The organism is Paraburkholderia sp. C35, assembly GCF_003121405.1.
Taxonomy (GTDB): Bacteria; Pseudomonadota; Gammaproteobacteria; order Burkholderiales; family Burkholderiaceae; genus Paraburkholderia.
Genome location: NZ_QBUY01000009.1, coordinates 123,202 through 149,729, shown reverse-complemented (window position 1 = coordinate 149,729; position 26,528 = coordinate 123,202). Strand labels below are relative to the sequence as shown.

Below are 26,528 nucleotides of genomic sequence, written 5' to 3'. Positions count from 1 at the left end.
GAAATGTGGTGGGGGTTTGTCTATTTTGGAGAAGTTGCCCGTTGACCCACCCTTATCGACGACATCCCCTACCCGTTCTGCCTCGCCCGGTGGTTTTTTGACTCCCTAGCATCGATTCGGGAGCCGACTACCGTTTGGCGCAAAAACGAGGACAAGGGATGAATCAAGAAAACGCCGTTGAGCTGATGATTCGGGAGCGATACGAAGCCTGGGCAACCGCGCTGCGGGTACACCACTTCGAGTGGCTGGATGAAAATCTCGCATCAGACTATTGCTTTTCAGCTCGGCCGTACCCCAACCTGCGGTTGAACAAAGAAGAATTCATCGAAGCAGACAAAAAAATGCAGAGCGCGGAAATCAGCATCGAAAGCGTCACCGCCAAACAGGTGGGGGAAACGATCGTATCGCTGACAATTGCAAACGTTGCTGAATCGTTTGAAGGCGACATGGGCGCGCATATGCCCTCTCTCGAAGATATTAACGGTCTGGTGGGCGGTTCGCGGATCGCTTATGCCTCCGCATGGCGCCGTACTGGTGACCGCTGGTTGTGTTTCGACCATCATATGATTGGCCCCGTATGAACAGCTTTCCCAATGCGCCACAGCCTGCCCTCTTACCTGAGGCTGGCGACATTGGAAGAATTGCCTCACACAATCTTCAAAACACAGGAGTGGCAAGTGAATCAATCAACGGATTGGAACAATGAAAACGATTTGCGGGACATACGGGCAGCGTTTGATGCCTGGGCGCACGCTGTCATCGCTAAAGACCGAAATGCTATCGAACCTTTCCACGACGACGGCTTCCTCGTCACGCTGCCCGACGGCACCCTCCTTGACAAGGACGGTCACATCGCCCTGGAGATTGCCGCGGGAATGAAGGTGATGGACACACTGAACTTGAAGACCCGTCGTTGTGGCGACCTGATTCTGGTTTGGGCGCGACGGTTTCTACGAGGCACGATCTCGCCTACCGTCGCGGGAACCACATTGCACGAAGGATGGGTCGAAGCGTCAACGATGGATAAAGGCTTCGAGCAGGCGGACTTCTCAGTGTGGCGTCGCGCCAGCGACAGCACTTTAAAGTGTCTGGCGTTTGAGCTGACCATGCTCGGATGACCGATGGTCGACCGCTTGCCTAGCGGCCCACAATGTAGGCGTCAATACTGGGAGAGGATCGCGCACAGCGACTCTCCTATAACTGCACGGTGGTCGCGAGACCCCGTCCCTGCCGCTTTTGGTCTCGGTTTGACGCGTAAGCCAACTGCACTTCAGTTACGCATCGTCCGGCGCCCATCCGCAGACCGCGACGGTCTCGACAGGCCACCCAACCTTCCGGCAGCGATCACGAAACGTCGCGAGCGAGTCGTTTTTCCCCGCCGCTACTTTAATGGTGCACAAATCTGTTCATGCAGATTTGGGTCGCAGGGGTAACGGTGGTCCCAGCTGAGGGGCACGGCGTTGCCACCGTGACCAGTGATGCCCAACGCACTCCGGTGCGGCTTGCCGCCCCGGGTGGCGAGCCAGCGCTCGTGCATCGCACCTCTGTACGCTGCATGAATGCTGCGCCAGGCGGCCACACGCGAATCTCGGCTTTTCCTGCAGGTAGCTCGAGGGCATGATGACCACCCCGCACCGGAACCCGTACATCGATTCCAGTGCGCGGCAGACGTTCATTCAGCTTCTGTCCGCGTCGGGCGATTACGCCCGCTGCAGCAGCATGCACACTCCAGCCTCGTCGCGCTGCGTATTTCACCGCACCGATGGTCGACGTATAGGCCGGGTCAATCAGAATCAGTTCGACACCTGCCCGAAAGCACTTCGCTTCAAGCAGTTGCCGGTATTTCGCGTAGAGCAGCCCCGAAAGCATCCGTGCGCCCTTCGGGCCGAGCTGTGCCATCGTCTTCTTCTTCGCCATGAAGTCTAGATCTTCTGCGACGATGGGTTCGAGTTCGTCCTTCGCCCACGCCACCGCCGCCGACTGCGCATCCGATATCTCCCGTGTGATATCGGGTGTAGTCACCCTTTTTAAACGCGATGATCAGGTTTGTGCAGACTCAACGATTACTGCTAGAAACCCGCCATCGCCCGTCGGTAACCGTTCGCTCCCGTTATTTCCGCTCAGGTCTCCAAGTTCTTAACCGGCCGCCAAGCCTCCGGAACCTACGACAATCCGGTGGCCGATACCGGAAAGCGCCCCGGGCATCGCAGTGAACTTCGTTCGTAAATTGCATCAGTGAATTGTCAAAACAAGGGTCCGCATAGCGAACCATCAATACAAAATCGTCTGTAATTGACGCGGATCTAGCCGATCTATATATCGGCGACGTACATGAAAGGCCCATATATCAGGGAATTTTTGCAGACGAATCAGCAGTTTTTGTCGAATTTCACCTAAAAGTGAACACATACAATGGTCTGCATGGCGAACCATCATCGACAAAGATTTGACATGATTCGTCGGGGTATGACAGGATCGCTTCAAGCCATCCGCCACCCGTGTTCCGGACGCCGCCCAAGGCCTTCGCAACATAAGGTCGGATCAAACTTGTGCAGAACGCGCACAAGCAGGCGCCGGGATCATGCACGGAAAGGCGGGCATCGACCGTGTGAGGAGCTATTGCTGGCTTAAGCGTCGCTTGCGCGTTATGGCCGAAGATGACAACACTACATTTGAGACTGACGTACCCGACTATGGCTGGGAAATATCGATGATTCGCGATCAGGAAACACTAAACATCCTTTTGGACTCGCTCGCTCGTTTCGTTCGGGAGCGCTTGATGCCCGCTGAAGAGCACGTCGCCGAGACAGACGCTATCCCCTATGACATCGTAAATGAGATGCGGGAATTGGGACTCTTCGGATTGTCGATCCCCGAAGAATTTGGCGGCCTTGGTTTAACGATGGAAGAGGAAGCTCTTGCGGCGTTCGAGATTGCCAGGACGTCCCCTTGCTTTCGCTCACTGATCGGGACTAACAATGGAATAGGCTCGCAGGGCATCATCGTCGACGGCACCCCTGCTCAAAAGGAATACTATCTTCCGAAGCTAGCCTCGGGGGAATTGATTGCCTCGTTCGCCCTAACTGAACCAGGCTCCGGTTCGGATGCCGCGTCGCTTTCCACGACCGCAACTCGAGATGGCGACCACTACGTAATCAACGGCACGAAACGCTTCATCACAAACGCTCCTGAAGCCGGAATGTTCACGGTAATGGCACGCACGAATCCGGCCGTCAAGGGAGCGGGTGGCATCTCGGCGTTTATCGTCGAGAAAGGCACGCCAGGTTTGTCGTTGGGAAAGATTGATAAGAAAATGGGGCAGAAAGGCGCGCATACGAGTGACGTCATTTTCGAGAATTGCCGAGTTCCTGCAGCAAACCTTATCGGCGGAGTCGAAGGAGTCGGTTTTAAGACTGCAATGAAAGTGCTGGACAAGGGACGTTTGCACATTGCTGCGATCTGCGTGGGAGTTGCAGAGCGAATGCTTGAGGACGCGTTGCGGTATGCGATGGAGCGCAAGCAGTTCGGTAAGCCGATCGCCGAATTTCAGCTGATTCAAGCACTGCTCGCTGATAGCAAAGCCGAAATTTACGCCGCACGTAGCATGGTTCTGGACGCTGCAAGGCGGCGAGACAACAAAGAAGATGTTTCGACGCTTGCGTCGTGCTGCAAAATGTTTGCATCTGAAATGTGTGGTCGAGTCGCTGACCGCGCAGTCCAGATTCACGGCGGAGCTGGGTATGTATCTGACTATGCTATCGAGCGATTCTATCGGGACGTCCGATTGTTTCGCATTTACGAAGGCACTACGCAGATCCAGCAGATCGTCATCGCGCGAAACATGATGCGAGATTTCGCTAGTTAAAGAGTGCCGTTGCCGGGGCATGGAATGTCAGTATGCTCCGACGACGTTTGCCGGAAACTACGGTTACAAGCCGTGCATCGCGCGATGCACCCCTCGAAGCGCCGCTAATCCAGCACTCCGAGAGATCTATCTGGCCTGCTGACCCGAGACTGTCAATCCCGAAACTCAAGACATGGGCGGACTCGGCAACGTGAGACGATCCTTACATGTCAAGCATCTTCCCAGGCGCCAATCCGGGCATCCCGAATCTTGAGCCAATAACGCTGCCGCCCTACCCGGCAGCACGGGGAAAGTTGGCTTCGCCTCTGCCCGTTCTAGCATTTTCATCCGACTATGAGCACGAACACAGGCTTCTCCGTCATCTCGTCTTATGCGTCGACGAACGGGAATTACTGCATGGGGCGCCGCCTGCGGCCCGCTATCGTGTCTTACGGTTGCAGAAACCTTCGGTTCGCGACGATATTGTCAAAGAAGCAGCTAGCGCGCGCCCGGAGCCTTTCGATGCGACTTGATACCAAGAGGTAACAAACCAAGTTCAAAATAATTCATACTAAATAGGTGTGAAGCCCCTTAATTTGTCATCGCGGTGGCCGTAAACAAAGTGGTTCCCATTCGCCTATGTCCCGAAATGACGCTCAATAGAAAACTCGTACTTCTGATCGCAGTCACATGGGTCAGCCTTCTTATGATCTGCGGGTTCGGGGCATGGCACAACCGTGTTTCAATGATTGAGGACCGACGCGAACAGCTCGCTTCACTAGTCGAACAGGCTCGCTCAGTCTCCGCCCACTTCTACGAGTTGTCTCAGCAAGGCACTATCAGCGAGGCAGATGCGAAGAAGCAAGCACTCGAAGTCCTCGCATCCATGCGATACGGAACCGACGGATACATGTCCGTGATGTCGGTTGCTGACTCGAAGCTGATCATGGTGATGCATACCTTTCTGAAAAATATCGTCGGAAAAGATGTTAGTGGGTTCGCCGATCCGAACGGCAAACACATCTTTGTGGAGATTGCGCATGCCTCCGAGGACTCTCACGGAGGTTTTGTTGACTATGTGCTCACGAAGCCCGGTAGCGACGTACCCGCGTCGAAGACCAGCTACGCTTTGCGGTTTGCGCCGTGGGACTGGGTGATCGTAACCGGTATGTACACAGACGACGTGCAAGCGGCGTTTTACCAGAATCTGGTTCACTGGTTTTTAATTACTGGAATCATCGGTGCCGCGACAACGACGCTGATGTTGCTGGTTTTGCGTAGTATCCGGTCAGCGCTTGGCGGCGATCTGGAGGTAGCCGTCGCGACCGCAAAGCGCATTGCAGGTGGTGACCTGTCACTGAATGTCTCAGTACGAAATTCGGATGACTCTAGCTTGCTGCTCGCTCTCGCAACCATGCAATCGGGACTTGTCGCTGCTGTGACCCGTGTACGGGATGGTGCAGAGAGTATTGGCATTGGAGCAACCGAGATTGCTGCCGGCAACACCGACCTTTCGCAACGGACGGAAGAGCAGGCAGCAGCCCTGGTGGAAACTGCATCCAGCATGGATCAGATGACGGTCAACGTAAAGCAGAATGCTGAGAGCGCTCAACATGCGGCCCAGCTTGCACAGCAGGCAGCGGACAACGCGTTGCGCGGAAGCGAGGCAGTAGACGACGTCGTGCGCACTATGGGCGAGATCACAGAAAGCTCGCGTCAGATCGTAGAAATCATTACCGTCATTGATGGGATCGCGTTCCAGACGAACATACTCGCGCTGAACGCGGCCGTGGAGGCAGCTCGTGCTGGTGAACAAGGACGTGGTTTCGCCGTGGTCGCGGCAGAGGTGCGCAACCTGGCCCAGCGATCCGCGGCGGCCGCGAAGGAAATCAAGGCACTAATCGGGACATCGACAACAACTATCGAGACTGGTGCAACCCAGGTTTCGAAGGCGGGTTCAACTATGGATGAGATCGTGAACTCGGTGAAACGGGTGACCAAGCTTCTCGATGAAATCAACTATGCATCGCAAGAACAGAGTGCAGGTATTGAGCAGGTCAACCGGGCTGTCGGCGAGATGGACCAGGTCACCCAACAGAACGCCGCATTAGTCGAGCAATCGGCTGCCGCCGCCCATTCGCTGAAGGACCAGGTAAGCCAGCTTCGCGCGGCAATCTCCAGCTTTTCGCTACCGGTCGAAGCCAGTTAGACGGCGCGCACGTACCATGCGATCGAACAGCATTTTCAGACCATCTCAAGTTGACCTCGTGCTAGTACGGGTGGAGCAGACGCAGTGACAGACTTCGATCTGCACTCGCCTGCCGATTCAGATGAGCTAATGAATACTCAAACGCGATGCAGGAATTTGCGAGCACGGCAAACCCGCGGTCATGGTTTGTTGTTTCGACATAATGAATCGCATTCGATACCTCTAGCGAGGTATCGAATGCTTTGCGGCATGAATCTGCTGCGCATGCCGGCTCAAACGGAACGGTCGCCGTTCCGATTCTGATCGTCAACGGACATCGACTCGTGCGGACATAACTTCTCCCCGACTTTCACCAAAGCCGATTCTCGCGAACCCCGGCTTCTGGCAATAGCCTCGAAGTGTTATTTCATCTCCGACCTGCACAAAACTCCGCTCCTCGCCCGACGTAAGCGCTACGGGATTCGCGCCGTTGCGAGCAAGTTCGATAAGCGCTCCGGCCTCTCCCTCGCCGGGTCCGGAAATCGTTCCCGACCCGAGCACGTCGCCCGCCCGCAGATTACATCCGTTGATAGTGTGATGGGAGACCATCTGGGCTATCGTCCAATACTGGTGCCGGAAGCTCGTCGTCGACAAACGGGTTGCCGCGAGTTGTGCCGCCCGCTGACGCGCACTACGCATCCAGACTTCCAACTGAATATCCACGCCACCGAGACTGGAGTTGCGCTCAGATGAGAGATACGGAAGTCCCTCAGGTTCTCCCTCAGACCGTCGGAGAGCAGTTCGGAACGGTGCCAATGCCTCGAACGTTACGACCCACGGAGAAACCGTGGTCGCGAAGCTCTTCGAGAGAAACGGACCAAGCGGATTCATTTCCCAAGACTGGATGTCGCGGGACGACCAGTCGTTGAGAAGCCCGATTCCGAAAACATGATTCTCTGCATCGTCTACGCTTATCGCATGTCCTCGTACGTTGCCTCGACCAATGTATATCGCCAGTTCGAGTTCGTAGTCGAGCTTTTCCGATGGCTTCAGGGTGGGTTCAGAACGGCCGCTCTGTAATACCTGCCCAACAGGGCGATAAAAGGAAGTTCCTGAGATATCGATACTGGACGCTCTTCCGTGGTATCCAAGTGGTATCCAACGGAAATTGGGTCCGACACCATCGAAGCCGAACAGCTTCATGATGTTCGTCGCGTGGTCGATAGACGTGTAGTAGTCGGTGTAGTCGCCAATCTGGGCGGGCACGGCGAACTGGGCTTCAATGGCTGGCACAAGGCAGTCTTTGACTACAGAAACCATACTGTCGTTAGCCTTTTCATGGAGGAGAGCAAACAGGGTGTGGCGCAGCGAGCGCCACGCGTTCGGGCCCATCTCCATGAGGCGGTTCAGCACAGGCTGCGCGCCCGCGCTGATTGCAGCCCTATCAATTTCGTCAGGGAACGTCGCTTCCGATAATGCGCCCAGATCAACAATCTGGTCACCAATCGCTACGCCGCCCCGAAATGCCTTCCCTTCCCCCTGCCTTCGAAACACGCAAAGAGGCAGGTTTTGAATCGGGAAATCAGTTCCGTCCAGGTTTGCCGCTGCTACCCAACTGCGTGCTGCAGCATCGTGAGTGTGGTTAAGCTGGCTTTCCATTCTTGCTCCTGCGTACCAAGTCATCTAACGAATCAATCAAAGGCCCCAAGCGGGTTACGTCTGCTCAGCAAAATCTTGCGATTCCTGAGCTCAGCAATCGCTGCATCGTCCAACCCCTCGTCTCGCAGCACTGCGGCATTGTGCTCGCCTTGAAAACCCGGGAGACCGGGCGTCGGAAGGGTCGACGCACTAAAGTGCCAGGGAGCTCCGGGCATGCGTACCGTCCCGCCAGCGCGGTCATCGACATCTACAAGGGCGCCCCACTCTGAGACCCAGTCCATCTCAGCGAAGTCGCTAGTGCTGCGGATCACACCAACCGCAAGCCCAGCTTCGCTCACCTGCGTCTGAAGATTGTCAAGGTCTTCAAAAGTTGCGAGCCATGCCTGTATCTCTGCAAGGAGTGACCTCAGATTTTCACGACGCAACAGAGCAGTGGCATACCGCGGATCCTTCCGAATATCGTTTCGACGCATCATCGCGCAGAAACGCAGAAACATCGGAGTGAACACGGGGCTGCCGGCAATCGTGATGCGCACGCCGTTGGGCAAAGTGTAAATATGCGAATCTACCGCCGATAGAATCGTCGGTTCGCCCTGAGTATCTACATCGGAAAGCTGGGCACCCAAGCGCTCATTTACCGCCAGCATGGTTGCAGCCATCGCAACGTCGACATGCTGTCCCTCTCCAGTACGGTTGCGATGTTCCAGTGCAGCGAGAATGCCAATCACACCCTGCATGCCGGTATATACGTCCGCGTGACTGCACGCGTCGTTTCGGATTTCGGTCAGCGCATCACCAAAATGCTGCTCAACAATATCCGTGAGGCCCGATTCGGCCTGTACCGTGGGTGCAAAGGCAGGCCGATTCTTCCATGAAGTGTTCTGGCCATATCCGCTTAGCGAGGCATAGATGACCCGAGGATTTCTTGCCCGAACCTGGTCATAACCCAAGCCGAATCGCTCAAGCGTGCCTGGCCGAAAGTTCTCCACGATGATGTCCGCGGCGTCACACATCCTCGACACGATTTCGCGTGCTTCAGCATAGTTAAGGTCGATACTCAGGTTCCGCTTTCCAGCGTTCTGCTGGATGTAATAGACCGACAAGTCGCCGATCAACGGAAAGCCAGCACGACCAACATCGCCAGACGGAGGTTCGATCTTGGTGACTTGAGCGCCCAGATCGAGCAGCGTCTTTGTGCAAAGTGGACCTGCCAGAACACGGGTGAAGTCGACACCGCAGAGCCCTTCGAGTGGTGCCGACATGATCAATCTCCTTCGAAAATGCTGGTGCCCGGACCGGTAGTCACGAACGCCTCAAGACCACGCTTGCGGTCCTTTGCATCCCAGACCGCCCGATTGGTTTCAACCTGTACGGCGTCCGCTGCTTCTACGCCTTCACGCGCGGAGATGTTCGCGAGTCGCTTGATACCGCCCAATATCTTTGTCGGACCGGAGGCCAGTTGACGTGCGAGGGACAGCGAAGCCTGCTGGAGCTCGGCTTCGGGGACGACGTGATTGATAATTCCCCACTTCTCGAAAGCCTGAGGCGGAAAGCGACGACCAATCATCGCAATTTCCTTCGCGCGAACAACGCCCGCCCGCTGCACCAGTCTCTGCGTTCCACCCAGCAACGGCAGCACTCCGACCATGGATTCGACCTGGCCGAAATACGCAGTGTCAGCAGCTATCGCCATATCGCAGGTCATGACGAGTTCCAGCCCTCCTCCAAGCGCGCCGCCATTCACGGCAGCTACCGTCGGGATGGGAGTGTTTTCCATGACATCCAGATACTCGGCGAGATCTTTTTCGTTGTGTTGTATCTCGACTCGACCATCTTCAAATCCCTGCATCTCAGCCCCAGCGCAGAAGTGGCGCATATCGCTGCGCAACAAAATCGCCCGGCACTTAGATTCGACAGCGTGTCGATAGACGTCGAGAAGCTCGCGAATCAGAGCGTCGTCGAGCAGGTTGTGAGGTGGCTTCGCGAGCGAGACGACGCCTACTGCGCCATCAATAGAAAAATTAACTGAACTCACTTCATGTCTCCAAGTTTGAATGAACGCGCGAAAACTGCTTACTGCATGAATCGCTTGCTACAACGCGTTAATAAAACTATGCTGTTTTTCACCACGCTCAACAACGGCCTATCCTGCCAATATCAGGGGTTCAATAGTGCCATCCACGGCTCTCTGCAATATGCAACACGTCAGTCAATCAAACAGGTAGATGCGAATGACAACCTCATCATGGCCACTCGCGGAAGCAGGAGACGAAAATCACCCGCAGCACACCATGCTCGGCCTCGCAGCCCTTGCAGCAGAACTTGCCGCAGAAGGTGTATCTGTCGATGCCCTCTTCGAAAGGTCTGATGTGGCCGCACGAGCACTGGAAGACCCTAATGCGAGACTTTCCTATCATCAGCGGCTCATCATTTTTCAGAACGCCATCCGTTTGGCGCCACGCGCAGACATTGGCCTTCTTGCCGGTTCCCGCCAGCGCATAAGTGACTTCGGCATCTATGGGTACGCCATGTTGAGCAGCCAGACATTTGCCGATGCCCTCAAGATCAGTCTGGACTATCTGCCGCTGGCCGGCGCAATGTTTCAGGTTCGGTATTTAACCGACGGCGACGACGTTGTTCTTCGAAGCAGCGGGTATGAAAAACTGGGCCCGCTTCTTCCGTTTGCTGCTGAATTCTGGCGAAGCTCGATCACAGCCTTGTTTAGCCGCGTCCTTGAGGCACCCTTCCCATCTAAACGAATGCGCTTAACGTATTCCGCGCCCCCGCATTGGAGAGCTTACGAGCGGCTATTCAACTGCCCCGTCGAATTCGATTCAGCGTATATGGAATGGCGGTTCGATTCATCGGTACTTGAGAAGAAGTGTCCAAACGCGAATCCAATCACCGCACAAGTCTGCCAGCAATTGTGCGAGCGAATTCTGTGTGAACGCGTCGACATGCCCGACCTGGCAAGGCGAATACGCACGGAAATACTCAACGCGTCGGGCCCATTCCCTTCCGCGATAGATGTTGCCGCACGAGTCGGCATGTCTGTCAGGTCGCTGCACCGTCGGCTGTCCGAACTCGGCTTTCCGTACCAGTCGATACTCGACGATGTTCGTCAATCACTGGCGATTGAATTTCTTCGGGATACACGGCTTCCAATGGAGGAGATAGCTCAACGTGTAGGCTTCTCCGATGCAAAGGCTTTCAGGAAGTCGTTTCGCAAATGGACGGGTAATACACCTTCCCACTATCGGAGCGGTGATACCTGACTTCCTTTTACTTCCTGCAATAGCCGATGTTTTTGCTCTTCGATCCGCCACTTCCGCAGCGCAGGGAACGCTAGATTCGCTCAAGCGAAGCAGTGTCCCGGCTCGCAAGCGGATATTTAACCTTTTCTTTGGGATAAGTTATGCAGCAAATCAAAGCTATCGCCTTCGACCTCTACGGAACGCTTTTCGATGTGCACTCTGTTGCGACACAGTGCGACATCGCATTCCCTGGACGAGGCAAAGAAATTAGCCAGATGTGGCGTCAAAAGCAACTTGAATACTCGTGGCTTAGAAGTCTCATGAATGACTATGTTGATTTTCATAAGCTCACTATGGACGCATTACTGTACACGACGCGCTCCTTGGGATTGGCAATGTCGGAAGAACTTCATAAGGAGTTATCGAGCACGTATCTCAAGCTCGACTATTTCCCAGAGGTTCCAAATGCGCTCAGGACGCTCCGTAATCGAAACGTTAAGCTGGCGATTCTGTCTAATGGGTCACCCGACTCAATCAAATCCGTCATCAGCAATGCCGGACTAATCGAAAAGTTTGACTATCTGTTGAGTGTTGATCCCGCGCGCATCTTCAAACCTCACGACAGTGCCTATAACATCGCCGAGGAGGCACTCAACCTTCATCGCTCGGAGATTCTGTTCGTTTCATCTAATGCGTGGGATGCGACCGGCGCTCGACATTTCGGTTTCCCGACCTGCTGGATCAACCGCACAGCGAAAGTCTTCGAAGAGATGGGGCAAACGCCGGATTGGGAGGTCAAGGGAATCGACGGCGTAGTGCAGTTGCTGGAACGCGCTTGATAAACCGTAGGTAATTCTGATACGAAGCTCTTTGGTATCGGTAAGAGCTTCGCCTGATGGCAACTCCCTCGGAATGTGACGAATAAGTCACTTAATGAAGTGTTCACGCGCTCGCACATCACCGAACTATTCATCGCCGAACTACGCTGTATGGGCTCGCAATTGAAAACTGACTTCGCGGAGCTTCTACAGCATCCCTTTCAAGGCAAACGAAAAAAAGCCGACCATAGGGCCGGCTTAAAAGCTCTGGTGCATTCCGAGGGCGACACCAGAACCTGAGAGAGGGTTGGTTGAATACTATCCGTACTTCTATTTAATAAGAAGTCCTTTATATTTCAAAATGCTTTCTGAAAATAAAATCTGTCGCAAGTCAGCATGGCCGCATGATAGACCATATAGTCCATGAAAGATAGAGGGTCACTAGTTACTATGGATTACTGCGACGCGACGGTACAACAGACCGCTTTGCGCGACGGCTCGATAGGTCTCAAGTCGGCAAACTATAAGATTCAGAGTCGGAGAATATTTTCGTGAGCGTGACCAGACTACTGATTAACCTCGACGGGTTGCGCCTGCCGTAAGAGTATTCGCGAAACGATGTGTTGACTAAGGTTGCGCCTACTGAGGTTCGCACACGATCGCTGTCATCACCATCGGAACAACTTGATGAACTGTCGCGTGCAACTTGGCGTCTTGCAGCTTCGCGCTAACGGCATCGACCGACGCTGAGACAACGACGCCGTAAAGCGGCCTTTCGATCGGCCGACCTTTCCCGCTGCGAAACAGTGGGTCGTTTGCCTGATAGCCTACGACGGCGCCAACGTTGAAACCCAAGGCTGATACGTCACCGCCGTCCACAGTCCTAAACGCGTTAACCGAGTTCGACTCGACATGAACAGGCGTTGGCGCGATTTTGTGATCCCGCATCAGGTCACTGACGAACGCATGCGGAGTGGCCTGGCAATCCAGCGCCGAATCAAGCGATTGGGCATTCGCGCTCAAGACGGGTGCACTGATCAGGCATATGCTCGCAAATATAGACAGACTAGTGATCTTCGTCGACATCAGTTCTCGCTCCTTCAGTGCTTGCACATGTCACTGATACCGGATCACGCGACCACTCTCGCTAACGCCGCCTAAGCAAGCCGCAAAGGTAGATGGTGTAAAGCGGAATATCAGACCACATCAAATCTCACAACCCGGCGACATGACGTAACGCTGCGAAATTTTCCACTATCTTGCAGCTCCCATATGATTGTATAAACAAACATTGGGTCGCACGAGAATCGGAATCGTGAAACTGAATTGCAGATTTGATCAGCCGAAGCGTTTAGCTGGCCCCTGACGTGACCAGCCTAAACGGAAAGCAACGAAACCAATGCGTGCACGATACTTCGGGGCATAGCGGAGAACAGCTCGTGGTAAAGGAGCGCTGTTTCAGTTGCACTCAAAGCAACTCCGATTAGCATCCCCGCAATTGCCGATAGAAGGACTATTGACCAACCTCGCGTAGCCTGAGGCTCTCGGCGATTTATCCCAGTTCCGTTTCGTGGACTACGCCGTGCTGTGATCGTGCATACGAACGACGTTAGGGCGCGCGTCAGCGCAGTGAATATCCAGCTGATGATTTGCTCCATTCTCGCAAAATCCGAGCCGCGATTTTAAGAGAAGTAGCATCGCCGAATGTTGTCAAAAATAGCAACAGACTGATGCGTCTCGAAGTTCGGTTCTCGCACAGCGACGCGCAATATTGACGCCAGCGATTGCCATCGAGTCAGCTTCTTTGATGAGGCGCGTTTCATCAAATTGATAAGCAAACACAAAAAGACCGGGACGACTGACAAAGCACCATCCCACCGCAGGTTCGCAATCTTTCCGTCAGAGCTTCGGTGACCTCGTGAACCCTGCAACGTTTTCGGTGCATCATCAATGATCAGCATTGCAAACCATATCGTAATACAATGCCTATTACACGAGCTGACTCATGGAAAAACCTTATTTCGTATGGCATTGCGTCTACATAAGCTACCGACATGAACGCTAACTCTTCCCTGCTCGACGACTGCAACTGCTTCGCTTTGCGCCAGGCAGCGAGGTATATCACTCAACTATATGAGCGCCGTCTCGGACAACTCGGTGTCACTGCCGCTCAATACACCATCCTGGGCAAGCTCAAAGGCAGTTCGAGTTCGACAATGGCCGAACTTGCTGAACATATGGTCATGGAGCGCACGACACTGTTACGTGCACTCAAACCATTGCAACGGGACGGCTACGTCACATCGGGAAAGAACGCGAGCGACGGCAAAGCCTTTGGTTTCCAACTGACGGAGGCCGGGCGAACACTCTACCAGCTTGCGTCAGTTGAATGGAAAACTGCGCAAAGCGGGTTCGAAGCTGATTTCGGACGCGCGCGTGCGAAAATGCTCCGCAAGGCATTGTTCGAACTGACGGATGCCGTCTAGTACAGACTGACCGTTCAGCGGTTAGCACAAGGTTCGCTCTAGCTCCCCCTCTCTTTCTTCGAGCAATTAAGACATCGGCGGCACGACCGAGTCCTTGCACCGCCCGAAGCCTTTTCGCCCGCTATGTATCGGGCAACCTACCTCAATAGCACCTGGCCAAAAAAAACCGGCCACTCGGGCCGGCTGTTCAATATTCTGGAGCACGCCAAAGTTCGCTGCCAGAATATGGGAGTCGACACCCTTGGACCAATCCGCTTGGCCCAACCTCATCACGACAAACATCCCAGTGGCTAGTGTAGACTATATGGTCTAGAAAAGGCAAGTTTTTTATCTGATCGCGCTCTTCGCTCCGGAACTCATTTCTCGACTGTACTTTCGAATGAAAGTCGCAAAGAATTGCCCCGGACGCTGAAATGTGCAAATGCACAATTCAGGAATAAACTCCATTCGCTATCTTTTGTAAAAAAGTTCTGAATCTGCAACAGTTCACAGTAAAGAGTTTGTTACGATTTTTGGGGGGAGAACTGTTATCGAGGTAAGCCTGACACAGAGTCCTGTGTCAGGAAGGTGTCTACGACACATGATCACCAGAAACGCTACACCTTGGCCTGCGTCTCAAGCCAGCGTCAAAGGCTTGAACAACGTGCCGACGAGGAGTTCTTCGCGCTCGCACGAGCCTTTCTCGCAGGGGAAGCCGGTTCGGGATTCGTTGTCCACGACATTGGGCAACTGGCACACTCAGCCACCGTGGCCCAAAACCGCGCTCCATCGCGCCAACCTCGACGCTTTCAATACCGCTTGTGAACTTCACTCTCCTCGCGAGCCCGATACCACGGCAACTCAAGGACCAGATATGAATGATGCGGTTATTCAATGGAAGGAACAACTTGTCGAGGACTATCCTGAAGCGTTGATTCGCCTGGCGACCGCGCGCGGCGACAAGAAGCATTACCTCCTATTCGCATGGGTCGAACTGTTCCCGTTCGATATGTCAGCTCCTTCCGGGTGGTCAGCTGGAGCAAAACCATGGCCGATCCCCGGTCACAAAGGATGGACATGCGGATTCACCGCCCGTAAATGCAAAACACGAGATGCGCTCGATTGGTATGAAGCCGCCGCACGGGGAGACGTCAGGCTGGACCTCGAAGGGATGGTGACCGCGGAGGCGGTGGCGTTGCTTGCGGAACCCGCATACGGGCAATTCAGCGTGGGCGTCGCTTTGCCGTTTGCCTTCCCGTGGCACGACGGTCCCAGAATCCAACGGCAAGTTCCGATGGTGGAAGTACCTCTGTCAATCCGTGCGCTGGGGCGCTCGCCGGCACTTCGCGACTGGCTGCTCAACAACCTTAACTTCGATCCCTTTGAGCACGATGAATGGTTGGGAGCCCTCGCGCTCGTGGCTCCCGACCCGGTGTGCTCGAAGGTTGCCACGTTCCAGTCAGAAAGTGATGACGGGGGGAACGAAACTTTGACGATATACGGCTCGCCCAGACGCAACGGCCAGCGAGGCATCGCTGACTTGTCGACGCTGTCGGTTATCGTCGCACAGCGACGCGTCAGCGGCTGGTCATCACTAGAGGTATTGAAACTCGATTCCACTGGGTATGCCGCGATTCGGTACCCACAACCATCTGACCAGGTTGGATACGCCGTGATATGCGCTCGACGTGGGCTTCTACGTCTCGTCGAACCACTGCCCTGGTTGAATCAGGTCGGAGTTGACATCGGCCTCGTTACCAGCCAACGTGAAGTTCGTGTGCCTACGGGTGGGCGAAGGAAGCCTAAAAGCTCTTTCACCGTAGCGAATCAGACAAAAGGGCCAAGCATCCTTGTTGGCCAGGCTGCGACTGATTCAGCTCGCATCAGACTTTTCAGGCTACGCGAACGCACACGCCTACGCAGAAAGAGATTCGATGCTCCGCAAAAGCTGTTTGGCGTGACGTCTGTGAATCCTACGAACCAGGAAAGGGTCGATCGCCGGCAGGAAGCCGAAGATTTTGTGGCTCACCTTGTCGCTGGTGCTCGCAGGCGAGTAATGCTGGTCGATCCGTTTTTCGGACCACGGGAAACGAGGCAGTTTGCGTTGCGCAATCCGCACCAGAGTGTGAACGTCAAGATACTGACAGGCCTGAGGGGTCTGCTAGGAGAGGCGCCCGACGCTTCCGTACCTGGGACGCTGTTAGGTGATGTGTTCGCTGCAGACCTCCAGCACCTTACAAAGCTCCCGAACGTCTCGTCGCCACAAGTAAGGGTGATGCCCGGTGGCGTGGACTCCATCATCCACGATCGCTATCTCATCGTCGACGATACGGTCTGGCACTGTGGCCCCAGCTTCAACGAACTTGGAGAACGAATCGGCGTCATGGTGTTGTTGCCAGCCCCCCTCGCAATACGCCGCCTCGTAAGCAAAGTCTGGAGTCGGTCAACCGCACTGGGCGATTACTGGAAGGCGTACAAAGAAGCGGCGGCCAAACGACTGGAGCCGCCACCAGATGAAACCTGAGAAGCAGTTCGCATCAGCGCAATTCAATTCTTGCAGGAATTCGTGATGCTCCGAGGGAAAAAATGAAACTATATGGAAGATTGGGCGAAGACGGAATTGCGGCGGCTCGCGCTCTCCTTGATTCGGCGCCACGAGAGAAAATCGATGATGCGCTCTCAAAATGGTGGGTAGCCGAGTTCTCGTCTGACGATGACGGCGTGGATTCAGGCCGAACAGACACGTCTGAAATTGCGGCCCGTTTGCGTGAAGCAGGCCTCACCGACATGGCCGAATTCGTGGAAAGACCGGTCTGGCTTGAGGAAGGTCCGATTCACCCTGGCCAGTGGGGCATAGCGGTCTTGCTCGGTCAGTCCATCGTATCTGTGTTCCTGACGACACTGGCCAGCGGGAAATTGGTCTGTCCCCGATTCTATGGATTGGACAAGCTCGGAGCTCAGGAAGCGTTTGAGGAACATCTTTGCCAAAGATTGCGCGAGGACGTCTCTGGCAGAGAGGCCGCACTTGCACACGTCCGCAGAGGGGTCGACGAACTCAAAGCCGACCCTGACCTGGCCTTTTCTTTTGCAGGCAGGTATGCACGAAGCATTCGTCGGGATTGCGAGCTGTTCGCCTCAGCCCCGTCCATTGATGTCGCCTGGCAGCACGATCTCGATAACTGGGCGAACATCCGATGGTCGTTTGTTGTCAATGCCTTACTCAGAGCAGAATGCACGGAGATCCTCGCACTGCTGACGGACCTGCCACATCCCTCGTTGGTCAAGCGCGCGTTGCGACCCGGTGAACACGGACGGTCGCCCGAGTCCATCGCCTTGATGCTCCGGGCGTCGCCACCTGCATTCGACAACGCCGGAACCTTCCTCGTGTCGGGTTCGCTCGCTGCCGTAGCCCTTGAGCAGGCCTATTCTGCGATCGACGCTACTGTGCTCGACGACGAAGGATATCTAAAGGTCGCTCCAAGAGGCCAGCCCAACGAACTCGATTCCGATTTCGCAAAACTCCGTTCAGCAGCACACCAGATTCTGGATGCACTTTTCTCAAGAACTGACGCGACTTCCCTCGCCTGGGCATGGCTGGAGAGGAGCGTGATGGTTGGAGGAGCTCGAAAGCGCTTCCGCTCATCCAAGGAAGCGTTGGGGATTTGCCTTGATGTGCGGATGTTTCTGATGGAGGAACTGTCACAACGCGTTTCACCGCGCGAAGATTGGCGGGAATGGGTTGCTGCCGCCGGTGGATCAGAACGTGTGTACCGAGCAATCGCCGCTTCAACGGTACTTGCCCATCAGGTTCAGCCAGAACATGGCCAGGTAGCAGCACCGATCGAATATCTGTTTGAAAGTGAAATCGACTACCCGGGTGTTGGGTCGATGTTGACCGAGCAGATGCATCTCCTGAGCAGGCTCTCCGCACATATAGTGAGTAAAGTCGCGGCACCAGATCGATGGATTCTTCGCCTGTGGGAAAGCTTACGACGAACGCGGGAGAGAAACTGGCTCCGACATTCCAATGGTCATGCCGAGCACAATGCGGCGCAATTCTTCGTTGCCATAGCCGTGGCCGCAGTCAGGGTCCAAGTAGATTGCCATGAGCGGACAAATCTTTGGCATGCGGTCGAGCGATGTGTCCGCGACGCGATACAAACAGAGCCGTCGACACCTGATTTCTGGAGCAACGCGCTTGTCACGCTTTTTGCACACGTTAGCCCATGTGAAGCCGCGGAAACCAGCGTTTGTTTGGGGAGCCAGCTTTCCGAGGCATTAGTCCACTACGTCTCTCCCGACCGTCGTTTCATGAGTGTCCTTCTCACACTGCACAACAATGGCTTCACGATCGATGCTCTTAAAGCCGCGTGCATTGAATACGGCTTCGACCTCCGACACGTCATCAATCATTATCTTGCGATGATCAAGCGTCATGAATCATCGAGACACTTCGATTCAGACCACGCAAAGCTCGTCAAGAAAATACTGGCAAGCTGTTGAGGTACTCTCAGGTGATGAGCGACTATAACGAGCGCTGCTCTCACCTGGACGGAAAACGTCATGGTGGACAGGCTTCACGCTCTTGTACTGCTATACACACACGATCTTTAGGGATGCCGGAGTACCACTCTTGCTCCGCTTCCGAGTGCTACGCGCATCGCTATCCCGCGTTAATAGCTAATAAGAGGAACTTCTGATGATGTCGCCGCACAATTCCGCCAATATCGATACCTTCCTGAATACGATCTCCTCCTGGAAGGAAGCGTATCGTGCGGCAACACTTTCATTCGTTGCGCTAAAGCACGAAGGCTCGCTGGATTTGCTCCACGGACACCTGATCCTGCCTAACGGACCGGCATCACGGCCAACCTTACATTTCGAGACGGACTCGATAGTTGCAGGTTGTTTTAGCCTTGAACCTGCAAACATCGCAGTTGACCAACTGGTTCGCGACCTGGCATCGAAGCGTGTGCAGACTCCGTTTGGCGAACTTGGCTTGCGTCTCGAAACCGAAGAAGAGATTTCGACTTACCTGCAACTATGGAAGTCTGGTCTCAGTGATGGGGAATCGCGCACAATGACGCTCGAACTTTCCAGTTCCCGCCAACAGCTTTACCTCGACGAGTCGCCTCTTATCGCCGAGCTGCGTGCGTGTTCGACACCGTTCTCTTCAATGGAAGAGCTCGCAATAGTGGTCAACAACGTCCCGTTGCGACGACACACATCTCTCCTCGAAATCACGGCTCACAACTGCGTGCAGATCGACTTCACCAGCCTCGTCAAAGGCACTGTTGCCTACCCGGCGGTCATCGTATCACCTAGCATGGACGTTTCAAAAGTCTCACTCGGTCTATCAATCGCCAACAAGAACGGGGGCGCGCAGCGCATACAATACACTGGCACACAGTTGACCTGGCAAAACGACGAAGCAGGATTCCAGCGAGGTAGCTTGATGGTGGAGATCCCGGAGAGCAGCGTGATCCGGTGTTTTGCCAGCTACGACAAAATACCTCAGTGCATGGGATGGATTGGCGATCCGGGAAGCGTGCCAAATCTTCGCTACGCCCTACATGCTACGTTTGATCCAGGATTAAACGTCCTGCGCCGCTATCTCTGGGACGAAGATCATCATCAGAAATTTTCCCGAGACTTTGAGACTGGAGTTGCGGCGTTGCTGTTCATGCTAGGGTTTTCAGTCGAGGCTCTCTCCGGCAAACCTCTCGAAAACGGCCCAGATCTGGTCGCATCGACTCCTGCAGGCGAACTCATTCTTGTTGAATGTACGGTCGGACAGTTGAACAAGGATGGAAAACTCGGAAAGCTCGCTGACCGCGCCGCCTCTGTGCGTCAGTCTTTACAGGTTGCTGGCCACAACCCGGTTCGCGTCCTGCCTGTAATCGTCTCCGCACGCCCATTGGCTGTACTCGCCGACACTTCGCTGGCGCACTCCCTTGGCATCGGAGTTCTGACGCGCGAAGACCTTCAAACAGCTCTTGAATCGGCAAGAACGCCACAAGATGCTGATCGCATCGTGAAAAGGCTTTGGGAAACGCTCGAGCTGAAGCAACGGTCGGACGAGAGCTGAAGCCGGACGACCGGCTTTTCCGCTTCGATGGTCTTGCCTGGCAGCTTCCTGAAGACTGACCTCGCTGCGATTCAGGACGACGGCACACGTCGCCCTGAATCGTCCAATAAATCGGACTCTACGCTTGCGACGATACTTCTGCTGCCTCGGTCGCCGCTGCCGAGACGGGCGTATCTGGCGTCACTGTGTTTCTCGCACTGACAGCCTTACGCGTCCGAGCAGCTTTCACGGATGCACGCTTCGCCACCACCTTCTTTGCGCGTTTTGTCGAAACAGGCACCGATTTGGTCGTCGCAGCTTTTTTTGCTGCCTGCTTACGCGAAGCCGCTTTAACGGGCGACGCCTTTGCTGCCGAACCCTTTGGAACTTCTGGCGCCTGGGTTGCGGTTGCGTCGATAAGAAACGCATCGCGGTTCTTTACACCAGCGAGCCAAGCCGGTGCGCGCCCTCGACCACTCCAGGTTTCACCGCTGGCAGGGTCCCGATACTTTGCCGGCTGCGGGCCCCGAACGTAATTCCCCGCCTTTTTCGCGACGGACGTGGCCTTAGTTATCGCGACTTCGGACTCAGCGATCAGATAACGGCTACGATCTCTCGCCGAAGCAATCCAGCCAGGTGCACGCCCACGCCCGGACCACGTCGCACCAGTTTTGGGATCACGATATTTCGCCTCGACAGTTCGCGTAGGCGCAACCGTGACACTCGCCTTTCGACCACGCTTCTTTCCGACATATGCGTCAATATCGGCAATCGTCAGTCCGTGGTCTGCCATCAAGTCCCGTATCTTATTTAGCGCACCCGTCGATTTTGTAGACATCAACACTTGGGCCTTCGCTTCCAGTTTCTGGATCTGCGCCTGAATTTTCTGCTAGGTGGTCACTTTCCTCTCCCGTTTTTAATCGTAAGTAGCCGAACTATGCCACGCCATGCGCCGGGAGAAAAGAAAAAACGGCGCAGCCACACTTACCGTTCTACATTCAACGGCTCGACTAGCCATTGACATTTGCAATTTCACAGTCGCCGTGTGAGCTTTGAAATGCGACGTTCCAGTTGATGGTTATGCGGAGTTGTTCATCGCTCAATTTTTCCCAATTGGCTCGAATTGCACTGGATGCATCTTTTCCGGTCACTTCCAGCGTCGACAGATCCAGCCGCGGGATCACATAACTGTCCGCATTCGGAGTCTCTAACTCATATATTGGAACATCGTTGATATAAGCGAATCCCGTCTCGCCAGCATCAGGATCACGAGGTCGCAAGAAAATGTCCGGCGGTAGTGCAAACTGATTTCGAGTTGCACCCCATCGATAAGGCCGCAGGTATGAACCGACTGCAGACCGTCCCACGATCACGACTGGTTCAATACCGGCAGCCATCAACTCCTTACAACGCTTCGCTATCACCGACACCAACTCCTGCGTCTCTTCCGCCGTAGCCTGGTAGTTGTTACGAATAGCGGGCGAGTTCGTTGGCGCATAAGCATGCGCGTCGAGATGCCACCATAGTGCAGATGCAACTGACTTCATGGTGATGGACGCTCCGATCGCTTTCGCCATTTCGCCATTTCTCCGTTCACCGCTCGCATCGATGAACTGGCTTTTGGGAACATCTACGAAGTATCCGAGCGAATCAGTCGTCGCCTTCGTTACGAACGAGAGACGGGTGCCCAATGGCAAAGGCCATCCATCACTTCCGAACGACGCAACCGCGATGTTCTCCGCTAATCGGGCGATTTCACGCTGATCAACTTCGCGAGACCTCAGCGTTATCAACCTCTCGTGCCGCGCAACCTTTCGCGATGTCTTCATTGCACGCGCTACGGCAACTCGCGCACGTTTGAACGTCTGGGCGGTGCCAAGCTCTGCACACAGCGCGGAAAAGATCGAGGACGCCGTGTTGAACTCGTCCGACAAGACCTGCTGATAGCGGTCACCACAGTAGGTAGCTACAACCTCCAGCTTTTCGAGGTCTCTCCACCAGCTTTCAATGCGCTGGGTACTTTCAGGGACCCGCACGGTACGAGACGCACTTAAAGCAGCCAATAGAATGCATGCTTCGCGTCGCATGGATGAAAAATCCGTCGAACCGCCCGACCATCCGTAGATCCAGCCAGGAACTTCCGGCGGTTCATCGTCCCAGCGCTGCCGTTCCGCAAATGCATCGATCCTGCGCATGTCGCCGTAATCGTCAAATTCCGCGTCAAGGAGAGCTTTCAAGACCGAATCGATACTGTTGAGCTCCCAGCTTTCGACACGTCCCCCACGCTTCCGGGCCTCACCCATCAGAAGCGCTGCAGCGAATCGCAATTCTCGCGAGTGGTCTCCCTGCGCCTCTCCTGCTTTGCTGATGAGCAAAAGTATGAGGTACAACCTCATTGCTTCCCAATAGCGACGCAACGCGAGATTTAGCGCGCTTTTAGCGCGGTCTGACGTTACCACCTGTTCGTAGTCGTTCAATAATTCGGCAACCTCACCCCAGCTCTTCGATGCTAGAGAAAGGCCAAACTTCGGGCGGGAAAAGCGCTCCATTTCATCGAACGATAACTCGTCACCCCTGTTTCCCCACCACTTCAGGTAGTTATCGAGAAACCATTCGGACGCAGCATCATCTCCGCGCGAAACTGCTTTCAATAAAAGCTCAGCTGAATGTTCAATGTGTCTGGCGTAGACAGACGTCCGGGCACCCAATGCGGACCAGATTTCCTCGTCAGTCGCGACGTCAGTTTTCGGGATGTTGACGCGCAGGTGACCCCATCCTCCGATGAAAGCAATCAGCGCCTGCTCGTACGGCTTTCCGTATTGGGGAGGCAGAAAACCGGAAAATCTCCCGGGGCCATGGGGAAGTGATTCGTCGGCCTTGCGAATCCACCACTTATTCAGATGGTAAGCGAGGTTCATGCTGATGAGCATCGTATCGATGATCAGCTTTTCGGGTTTGGGCGATACCTGCGAGGCAATGCGCGCCGGCAAAATCCCAATCGTACTAAAGACAGAAAGGTCCTCAGCAAGAACATTGACCGCCATGCGGGAAATCTCGCGATATGGCTTTTGCCATTCGACATCGAAGCTTGAAGGACCCCAGCCATAGGGCGACACACCAATCGTGGCAAGACTCTCGTTCTCCGGCCCACCCACTGCACTTGCTGACAGGAGCGTTTTGTGAAGCTCAAAGACATCGCGCAGAGTCGCCGCGGCGGTCTCGAATCGTCTTGCTTCGACAGCGGTCGTTACGCCGCTCGCGATCTCTTCAAGCATCCTTGTCGTAGTGAGGGACAGCGTACCAGGTTGGGAGCGACGGTAACTGAATGCTGCCCTGACCAGCACGCGCTCAAAGAGGTTGAGAGCCGGACCGTTCTCAACCGAGCACAAGACGACTTCGTCAGTATCGACCTCTCCGACTATCGGCGTGAAATAGAGCGTGGGTTGCCGACCGTGTCCCGAAGACTGATGTCGACTCGCGCGACGGGCCCAAAGGGCTGCAACGACCCTCAAAAGGTTCAGATGCACATCGTGGAGCACGCGTTGCTGTCTGATACGCCTCTTGACCGACGGACTTCCCCTCCCCCCATCGACCATATGGACTTCCGGCTTCGCTGTTCGATCCGAAGCCGGTATCGCGAATCCCCAGTCCCGATACGGGGCGTCGACGATAATATGCTCCTTGAGCGTCGACACGAGATCCGCGCGTAACGCGATGTCGACTGCGACGCGCGTATAAGCGTGCTGTTGCTCCTCTTCCTGAATGAACCGAATCGTTTTACCGAGAAAAAATCCAGTCAACAGGACGTTTGCCGCAAACCAGATTCCATCGAAGAGCAACAAAAACAGGGCATTGTGAGCGAGAAATTTTGATGTGCTGTAGGGAGACGCGAAGTACTGCACGCTCAACGCGAGCAACAATCCAATCGAACTGGCGCCTGCCGGGACGACAGCACAATCGAGTACATAGACTCGCAGCGCCACTGCGGAATGTGCCTTCCGCTGAAGTAACAAAGCGATAAATGAAAGAACGATTGGGTACACCATCGCCACTAGCGTGGCCTCGACGCTCCACGGCACGCCCGCGAACGCGGCAGGATCAAACTTCGGGTCGAGGTCGGGCCCTGCCAAAACGGGTAGATGGAGCCAACCCGGTCTTGACCAGCAACGGCCGGCAACAATACACGCGAGGATCGCTGAACACGTACCAACAAAGAACGCAAACAGGATCGGATGCTCCGTTCCTGCGATCAGGAATCGACGGAATTTCCCGTAGCGGAAATTCTTGAGCGTAGCGTTTTTTCCTGTCCATTTAGCCAACTCGCGCCGTGCTCTCGGCTCAGCACAGCCCGTTAGCCGACCAGAAAGGAAAGTCAAAATTGTCCTGAACATCCTTTAGTCCCCATCTATGCTTTTTCTGGTTGTGGAGGCCCAACGGCGCGCGACTGCTGCAAATCGTAGCTGCTAATGAATGGGTTCGCGCCTGTCCCTTGCAAACGAAGTGGTCCCGCACAAAAAATCAGGCGATGTATGGCATGCGGAGCCTACATACGAACTGGCAAGCCGCCATGTCTCGATATAGCGGGGAATCAGGTGTCACCAAACGCAAAGATGAAAACTGTATGGGCCGAGTCCGGATGAACCGAGGCCCCCTGTCGATCGCGACAGCAGCGCCGATCCTGACGGACCATCAGACCTTAAGCAAAGGCATAGCCTCACGCGCCAACCTTGATGCTTGATGTCTTCATACCTCTGGCAGATACCAGCTCGACGGACCTTCAGTGGTAATGATCCAGTTTTTTCTGCCAGTCGCATTCGCGGCATTTCGCGCCTGATCGCTCACCTGACTCGCGGTTCCTATGAACGAAAGGCTATACGTCGCCGTCGGCAGCTTGTAACTTGTTCCGTTTTTTCCGGATATCGTTCTTTTGAATCCGCGCGACTCCATCTCGGAGTGAAGCCTCTCATAGTCCTCGGCTGATGCGTTCTGAAGTTCGACGCGCGTGATGAAACTGGCCATGCCTGCTACTCCCCATATTTGTGACCTGATTTTTTGGCACACATCGTTCTACGAGCGTGAATCTCCCACTATCACATTGTAACTCGCCGGCGATTGGTTCAATCATATCGAGTTATCATCTCCAGCTGGATCCTTCGATGGTGTTTTTGCACTTCGACATATTGAGCATTTATCGCAGACACTCTAAAATTCATGCAGCTAGGGATTGGCCAATACACTAACATAATCGACGGTCAGAAAATAAAACGCGAGGATTTTGTGACTAAAAATGAAATTCCGGAAATCGATTTGGCAGAAAATCGAAAACACAAGGTTCCGTATGATTTTAAAATCAACGAGAACGATAACGATAACGTCAAAGTTGAGAAAATATACTCAAAATTCCCGGAATTCGTCGTATATCGAACGAAAACAGTCATCCGAATCGATATCAATGACAATCATGAGAAAAATCAGGAGCTGACGGCACTGCATCAAAAACTCGGAGTGGATCTGGCGAAAATATATTCGTTGCTACCCGACAATATTCGGAGTATTGAGTCCATCAATCGATTGATAGGGCGCGCGATTACTGTAAACATCGGAGGCGATGCGGAATCTGCCAAAGCGATTCTCGCGCATGCCGTCGAACGAGTCGTGAAATTAAAGACCATCAAGGGGCGTCTGCAGTACGCAGCGAGCGCAATGGCCGTGGTGTGTCTGATTTGTGTGCTGTCGTGGGCCATGGGCCTGCAACAGGCGCCACTACTGCTGAACATGGCGCTATGCGGCGCACTTGGCGGAATTATGTCTATCGCCTTGAGCTTTTCTTCGCTTGAAATCGATGTCGACGCCAGCGCGAAAGTTAACTGTCTAATCGGGTTTTCACGAATACTGATTGCTGTTACCGCATCAATATTTGCGTACTTCGCAATCAAATCCGATGTTGCATTCTCCTTCGTGTCAAAAGCACCCGAGAATGCAGGTTTCTATATGATTGCCATGGTTGCAGGATTCGCCGAAATGCTCGTCCCGAATATCATGAGCAATATTGGCAAGGAGAATAGAGATGCCGACATCCCAATCATTCGAAAGAGCGGGAACGAAGCCGACTGAGAATTTGGGCCCGTCGCTAACGCGACGGTTGTGCCGTTAGCTGTGCCTGCGTCGCCTTTGCTGGCCGCGACGAGCAGATACCGCTGATACCCGATGAACAGGCCATCTCAAGGATAACG

At 54.5% G+C, this 26,528-nt stretch carries 19 protein-coding genes; 11 read left to right on the top strand and 8 right to left on the bottom strand.

What is annotated here, in order from left to right; all coding sequences use genetic code 11:
- Positions 1-158: 158 nt before the first annotated feature.
- Together DK391_RS08815 and DK391_RS08810 are read left to right on the top strand one after the other, a co-directional pair.
- The gene (locus DK391_RS08815; protein WP_109477614.1) at positions 159-581 is read left to right on the top strand and encodes a hypothetical protein; all 423 of its coding nucleotides are present in this window, start codon (positions 159-161) and stop codon (positions 579-581) included.
- 96 nt (positions 582-677) lie between these two features.
- Complete coding sequence (locus DK391_RS08810) at positions 678-1,118, top strand: nuclear transport factor 2 family protein (RefSeq protein WP_162600746.1); 441 nt, start codon at positions 678-680, stop codon at positions 1,116-1,118.
- A gap of 268 nt (positions 1,119-1,386) precedes the next feature.
- On the opposite strand, the gene DK391_RS08805 is transcribed toward DK391_RS08810, so the two are convergent.
- Positions 1,387-2,022 carry a hypothetical protein gene (locus DK391_RS08805; protein WP_239482769.1) on the bottom strand — a complete coding sequence of 212 codons (636 nt, stop codon included), beginning with the start codon at positions 2,020-2,022 and terminating at the stop codon, positions 1,387-1,389.
- A 688-nt stretch (positions 2,023-2,710) separates the two neighbouring features.
- On the opposite strand from DK391_RS08805, the gene DK391_RS08800 reads away from it, so the two are divergent.
- Both DK391_RS08800 and DK391_RS08795 read left to right on the top strand, forming a co-directional pair.
- Positions 2,711-3,865, top strand: a complete 1,155-nt coding sequence (locus DK391_RS08800) for an acyl-CoA dehydrogenase family protein (protein WP_109477629.1) — start codon at positions 2,711-2,713, stop codon at positions 3,863-3,865.
- A 628-nt stretch (positions 3,866-4,493) separates the two neighbouring features.
- Positions 4,494-6,053, top strand: a complete 1,560-nt coding sequence (locus DK391_RS08795) for a methyl-accepting chemotaxis protein (protein WP_109477612.1) — start codon at positions 4,494-4,496, stop codon at positions 6,051-6,053.
- A 306-nt stretch (positions 6,054-6,359) separates the two neighbouring features.
- On the opposite strand, the gene fahA is transcribed toward DK391_RS08795, so the two are convergent.
- Genes fahA through DK391_RS08780 form a run of 3 tightly spaced genes read right to left on the bottom strand, consistent with a single transcriptional unit; the run spans position 6,360 to position 9,726 of the window.
- A complete protein-coding gene (gene fahA, locus DK391_RS08790; RefSeq protein ID WP_109477611.1) occupies positions 6,360-7,691 on the bottom strand; it encodes a fumarylacetoacetase in 1,332 nt (443 codons plus the stop codon).
- Positions 7,692-7,723: 32 nt separating this feature from the next.
- Positions 7,724-8,953, bottom strand: coding sequence for a CoA transferase (locus tag DK391_RS08785; RefSeq protein ID WP_109477610.1), 1,230 nt, complete (start codon positions 8,951-8,953; stop codon positions 7,724-7,726).
- Positions 8,954-8,955: 2 nt separating this feature from the next.
- Positions 8,956-9,726 carry an enoyl-CoA hydratase/isomerase family protein gene (locus DK391_RS08780; protein ID WP_109477609.1) on the bottom strand — a complete coding sequence of 257 codons (771 nt, stop codon included), beginning with the start codon at positions 9,724-9,726 and terminating at the stop codon, positions 8,956-8,958.
- A gap of 196 nt (positions 9,727-9,922) precedes the next feature.
- Here DK391_RS08780 and DK391_RS08775 point away from each other — a divergent pair, with 196 nt between their 5' ends.
- The gene (locus DK391_RS08775; RefSeq protein WP_204117317.1) at positions 9,923-10,966 is read left to right on the top strand and encodes an AraC family transcriptional regulator; all 1,044 of its coding nucleotides are present in this window, start codon (positions 9,923-9,925) and stop codon (positions 10,964-10,966) included.
- Positions 10,967-11,106: 140 nt separating this feature from the next.
- Positions 11,107-11,784, top strand: coding sequence for a haloacid dehalogenase type II (locus DK391_RS08770; protein ID WP_109477607.1), 678 nt, complete (start codon positions 11,107-11,109; stop codon positions 11,782-11,784).
- A gap of 618 nt (positions 11,785-12,402) precedes the next feature.
- Here DK391_RS08770 and DK391_RS08765 read toward each other — a convergent pair.
- Positions 12,403-12,849, bottom strand: a complete 447-nt coding sequence (locus DK391_RS08765; protein ID WP_109477606.1) for a hypothetical protein — start codon at positions 12,847-12,849, stop codon at positions 12,403-12,405.
- A 968-nt stretch (positions 12,850-13,817) separates the two neighbouring features.
- Between DK391_RS08765 and DK391_RS08760 the strand changes: the two genes are divergently transcribed.
- From DK391_RS08760 to DK391_RS08745, 4 genes are all read left to right on the top strand, one after another.
- On the top strand, positions 13,818-14,249 hold the full coding sequence (locus tag DK391_RS08760; protein WP_109477605.1) for a MarR family winged helix-turn-helix transcriptional regulator: 432 nt from the start codon (positions 13,818-13,820) through the stop codon (positions 14,247-14,249).
- 853 nt (positions 14,250-15,102) lie between these two features.
- The gene (locus tag DK391_RS08755; RefSeq protein ID WP_109477604.1) at positions 15,103-16,752 is read left to right on the top strand and encodes a VPA1262 family N-terminal domain-containing protein; all 1,650 of its coding nucleotides are present in this window, start codon (positions 15,103-15,105) and stop codon (positions 16,750-16,752) included.
- Positions 16,753-16,814: 62 nt separating this feature from the next.
- Entirely contained in the window at positions 16,815-18,731 is a 1,917-nt protein-coding gene (locus tag DK391_RS08750) for a hypothetical protein (protein ID WP_109477603.1), read from the top strand.
- A gap of 196 nt (positions 18,732-18,927) precedes the next feature.
- Complete coding sequence (locus DK391_RS08745; protein ID WP_109477602.1) at positions 18,928-20,316, top strand: hypothetical protein; 1,389 nt, start codon at positions 18,928-18,930, stop codon at positions 20,314-20,316.
- 118 nt (positions 20,317-20,434) lie between these two features.
- Here DK391_RS08745 and DK391_RS45585 read toward each other — a convergent pair whose 3' ends face one another.
- The 3 genes from DK391_RS45585 to DK391_RS08730 all read right to left on the bottom strand — a co-directional run bounded on the left by DK391_RS45585 (position 20,435) and on the right by DK391_RS08730 (position 25,314).
- Positions 20,435-21,178 carry an H-NS family nucleoid-associated regulatory protein gene (locus DK391_RS45585; RefSeq protein ID WP_275426813.1) on the bottom strand — a complete coding sequence of 248 codons (744 nt, stop codon included), beginning with the start codon at positions 21,176-21,178 and terminating at the stop codon, positions 20,435-20,437.
- A gap of 127 nt (positions 21,179-21,305) precedes the next feature.
- Positions 21,306-24,686: a hypothetical protein gene (locus tag DK391_RS08735; protein WP_162600745.1), complete on the bottom strand. Its 3,381-nt coding sequence runs from the start codon at positions 24,684-24,686 to the stop codon at positions 21,306-21,308.
- A gap of 352 nt (positions 24,687-25,038) precedes the next feature.
- Positions 25,039-25,314 carry a type V toxin-antitoxin system endoribonuclease antitoxin GhoS gene (locus tag DK391_RS08730; protein WP_109477600.1) on the bottom strand — a complete coding sequence of 92 codons (276 nt, stop codon included), beginning with the start codon at positions 25,312-25,314 and terminating at the stop codon, positions 25,039-25,041.
- Between the two features lie 258 nt (positions 25,315-25,572).
- On the opposite strand from DK391_RS08730, the gene DK391_RS08725 reads away from it, so the two are divergent.
- A complete protein-coding gene (locus DK391_RS08725; protein ID WP_162600744.1) occupies positions 25,573-26,409 on the top strand; it encodes a hypothetical protein in 837 nt (278 codons plus the stop codon).
- Positions 26,410-26,528 lie beyond the last annotated feature (119 nt).

Coding starts and splice junctions, on each gene's coding strand:
- DK391_RS08775 (WP_204117317.1), top strand. CDS start 9,923: ATGACAACCTCATCATGGCCACTCGCGGAAGCAGGAGACGAAAATCAC.
- DK391_RS08755 (WP_109477604.1), top strand. CDS start 15,103: ATGAATGATGCGGTTATTCAATGGAAGGAACAACTTGTCGAGGACTAT.
- DK391_RS08800 (WP_109477629.1), top strand. CDS start 2,711: ATGATTCGCGATCAGGAAACACTAAACATCCTTTTGGACTCGCTCGCT.
- DK391_RS08760 (WP_109477605.1), top strand. CDS start 13,818: ATGAACGCTAACTCTTCCCTGCTCGACGACTGCAACTGCTTCGCTTTG.
- DK391_RS08795 (WP_109477612.1), top strand. CDS start 4,494: ATGACGCTCAATAGAAAACTCGTACTTCTGATCGCAGTCACATGGGTC.
- DK391_RS08750 (WP_109477603.1), top strand. CDS start 16,815: ATGAAACTATATGGAAGATTGGGCGAAGACGGAATTGCGGCGGCTCGC.
- DK391_RS08735 (WP_162600745.1), bottom strand. CDS start 24,686: ATGTTCAGGACAATTTTGACTTTCCTTTCTGGTCGGCTAACGGGCTGT.
- fahA (WP_109477611.1), bottom strand. CDS start 7,691: ATGGAAAGCCAGCTTAACCACACTCACGATGCTGCAGCACGCAGTTGG.
- DK391_RS08745 (WP_109477602.1), top strand. CDS start 18,928: ATGATGTCGCCGCACAATTCCGCCAATATCGATACCTTCCTGAATACG.
- DK391_RS08730 (WP_109477600.1), bottom strand. CDS start 25,314: ATGGCCAGTTTCATCACGCGCGTCGAACTTCAGAACGCATCAGCCGAG.
- DK391_RS08770 (WP_109477607.1), top strand. CDS start 11,107: ATGCAGCAAATCAAAGCTATCGCCTTCGACCTCTACGGAACGCTTTTC.
- DK391_RS08815 (WP_109477614.1), top strand. CDS start 159: ATGAATCAAGAAAACGCCGTTGAGCTGATGATTCGGGAGCGATACGAA.
- DK391_RS08765 (WP_109477606.1), bottom strand. CDS start 12,849: ATGTCGACGAAGATCACTAGTCTGTCTATATTTGCGAGCATATGCCTG.
- DK391_RS08785 (WP_109477610.1), bottom strand. CDS start 8,953: ATGTCGGCACCACTCGAAGGGCTCTGCGGTGTCGACTTCACCCGTGTT.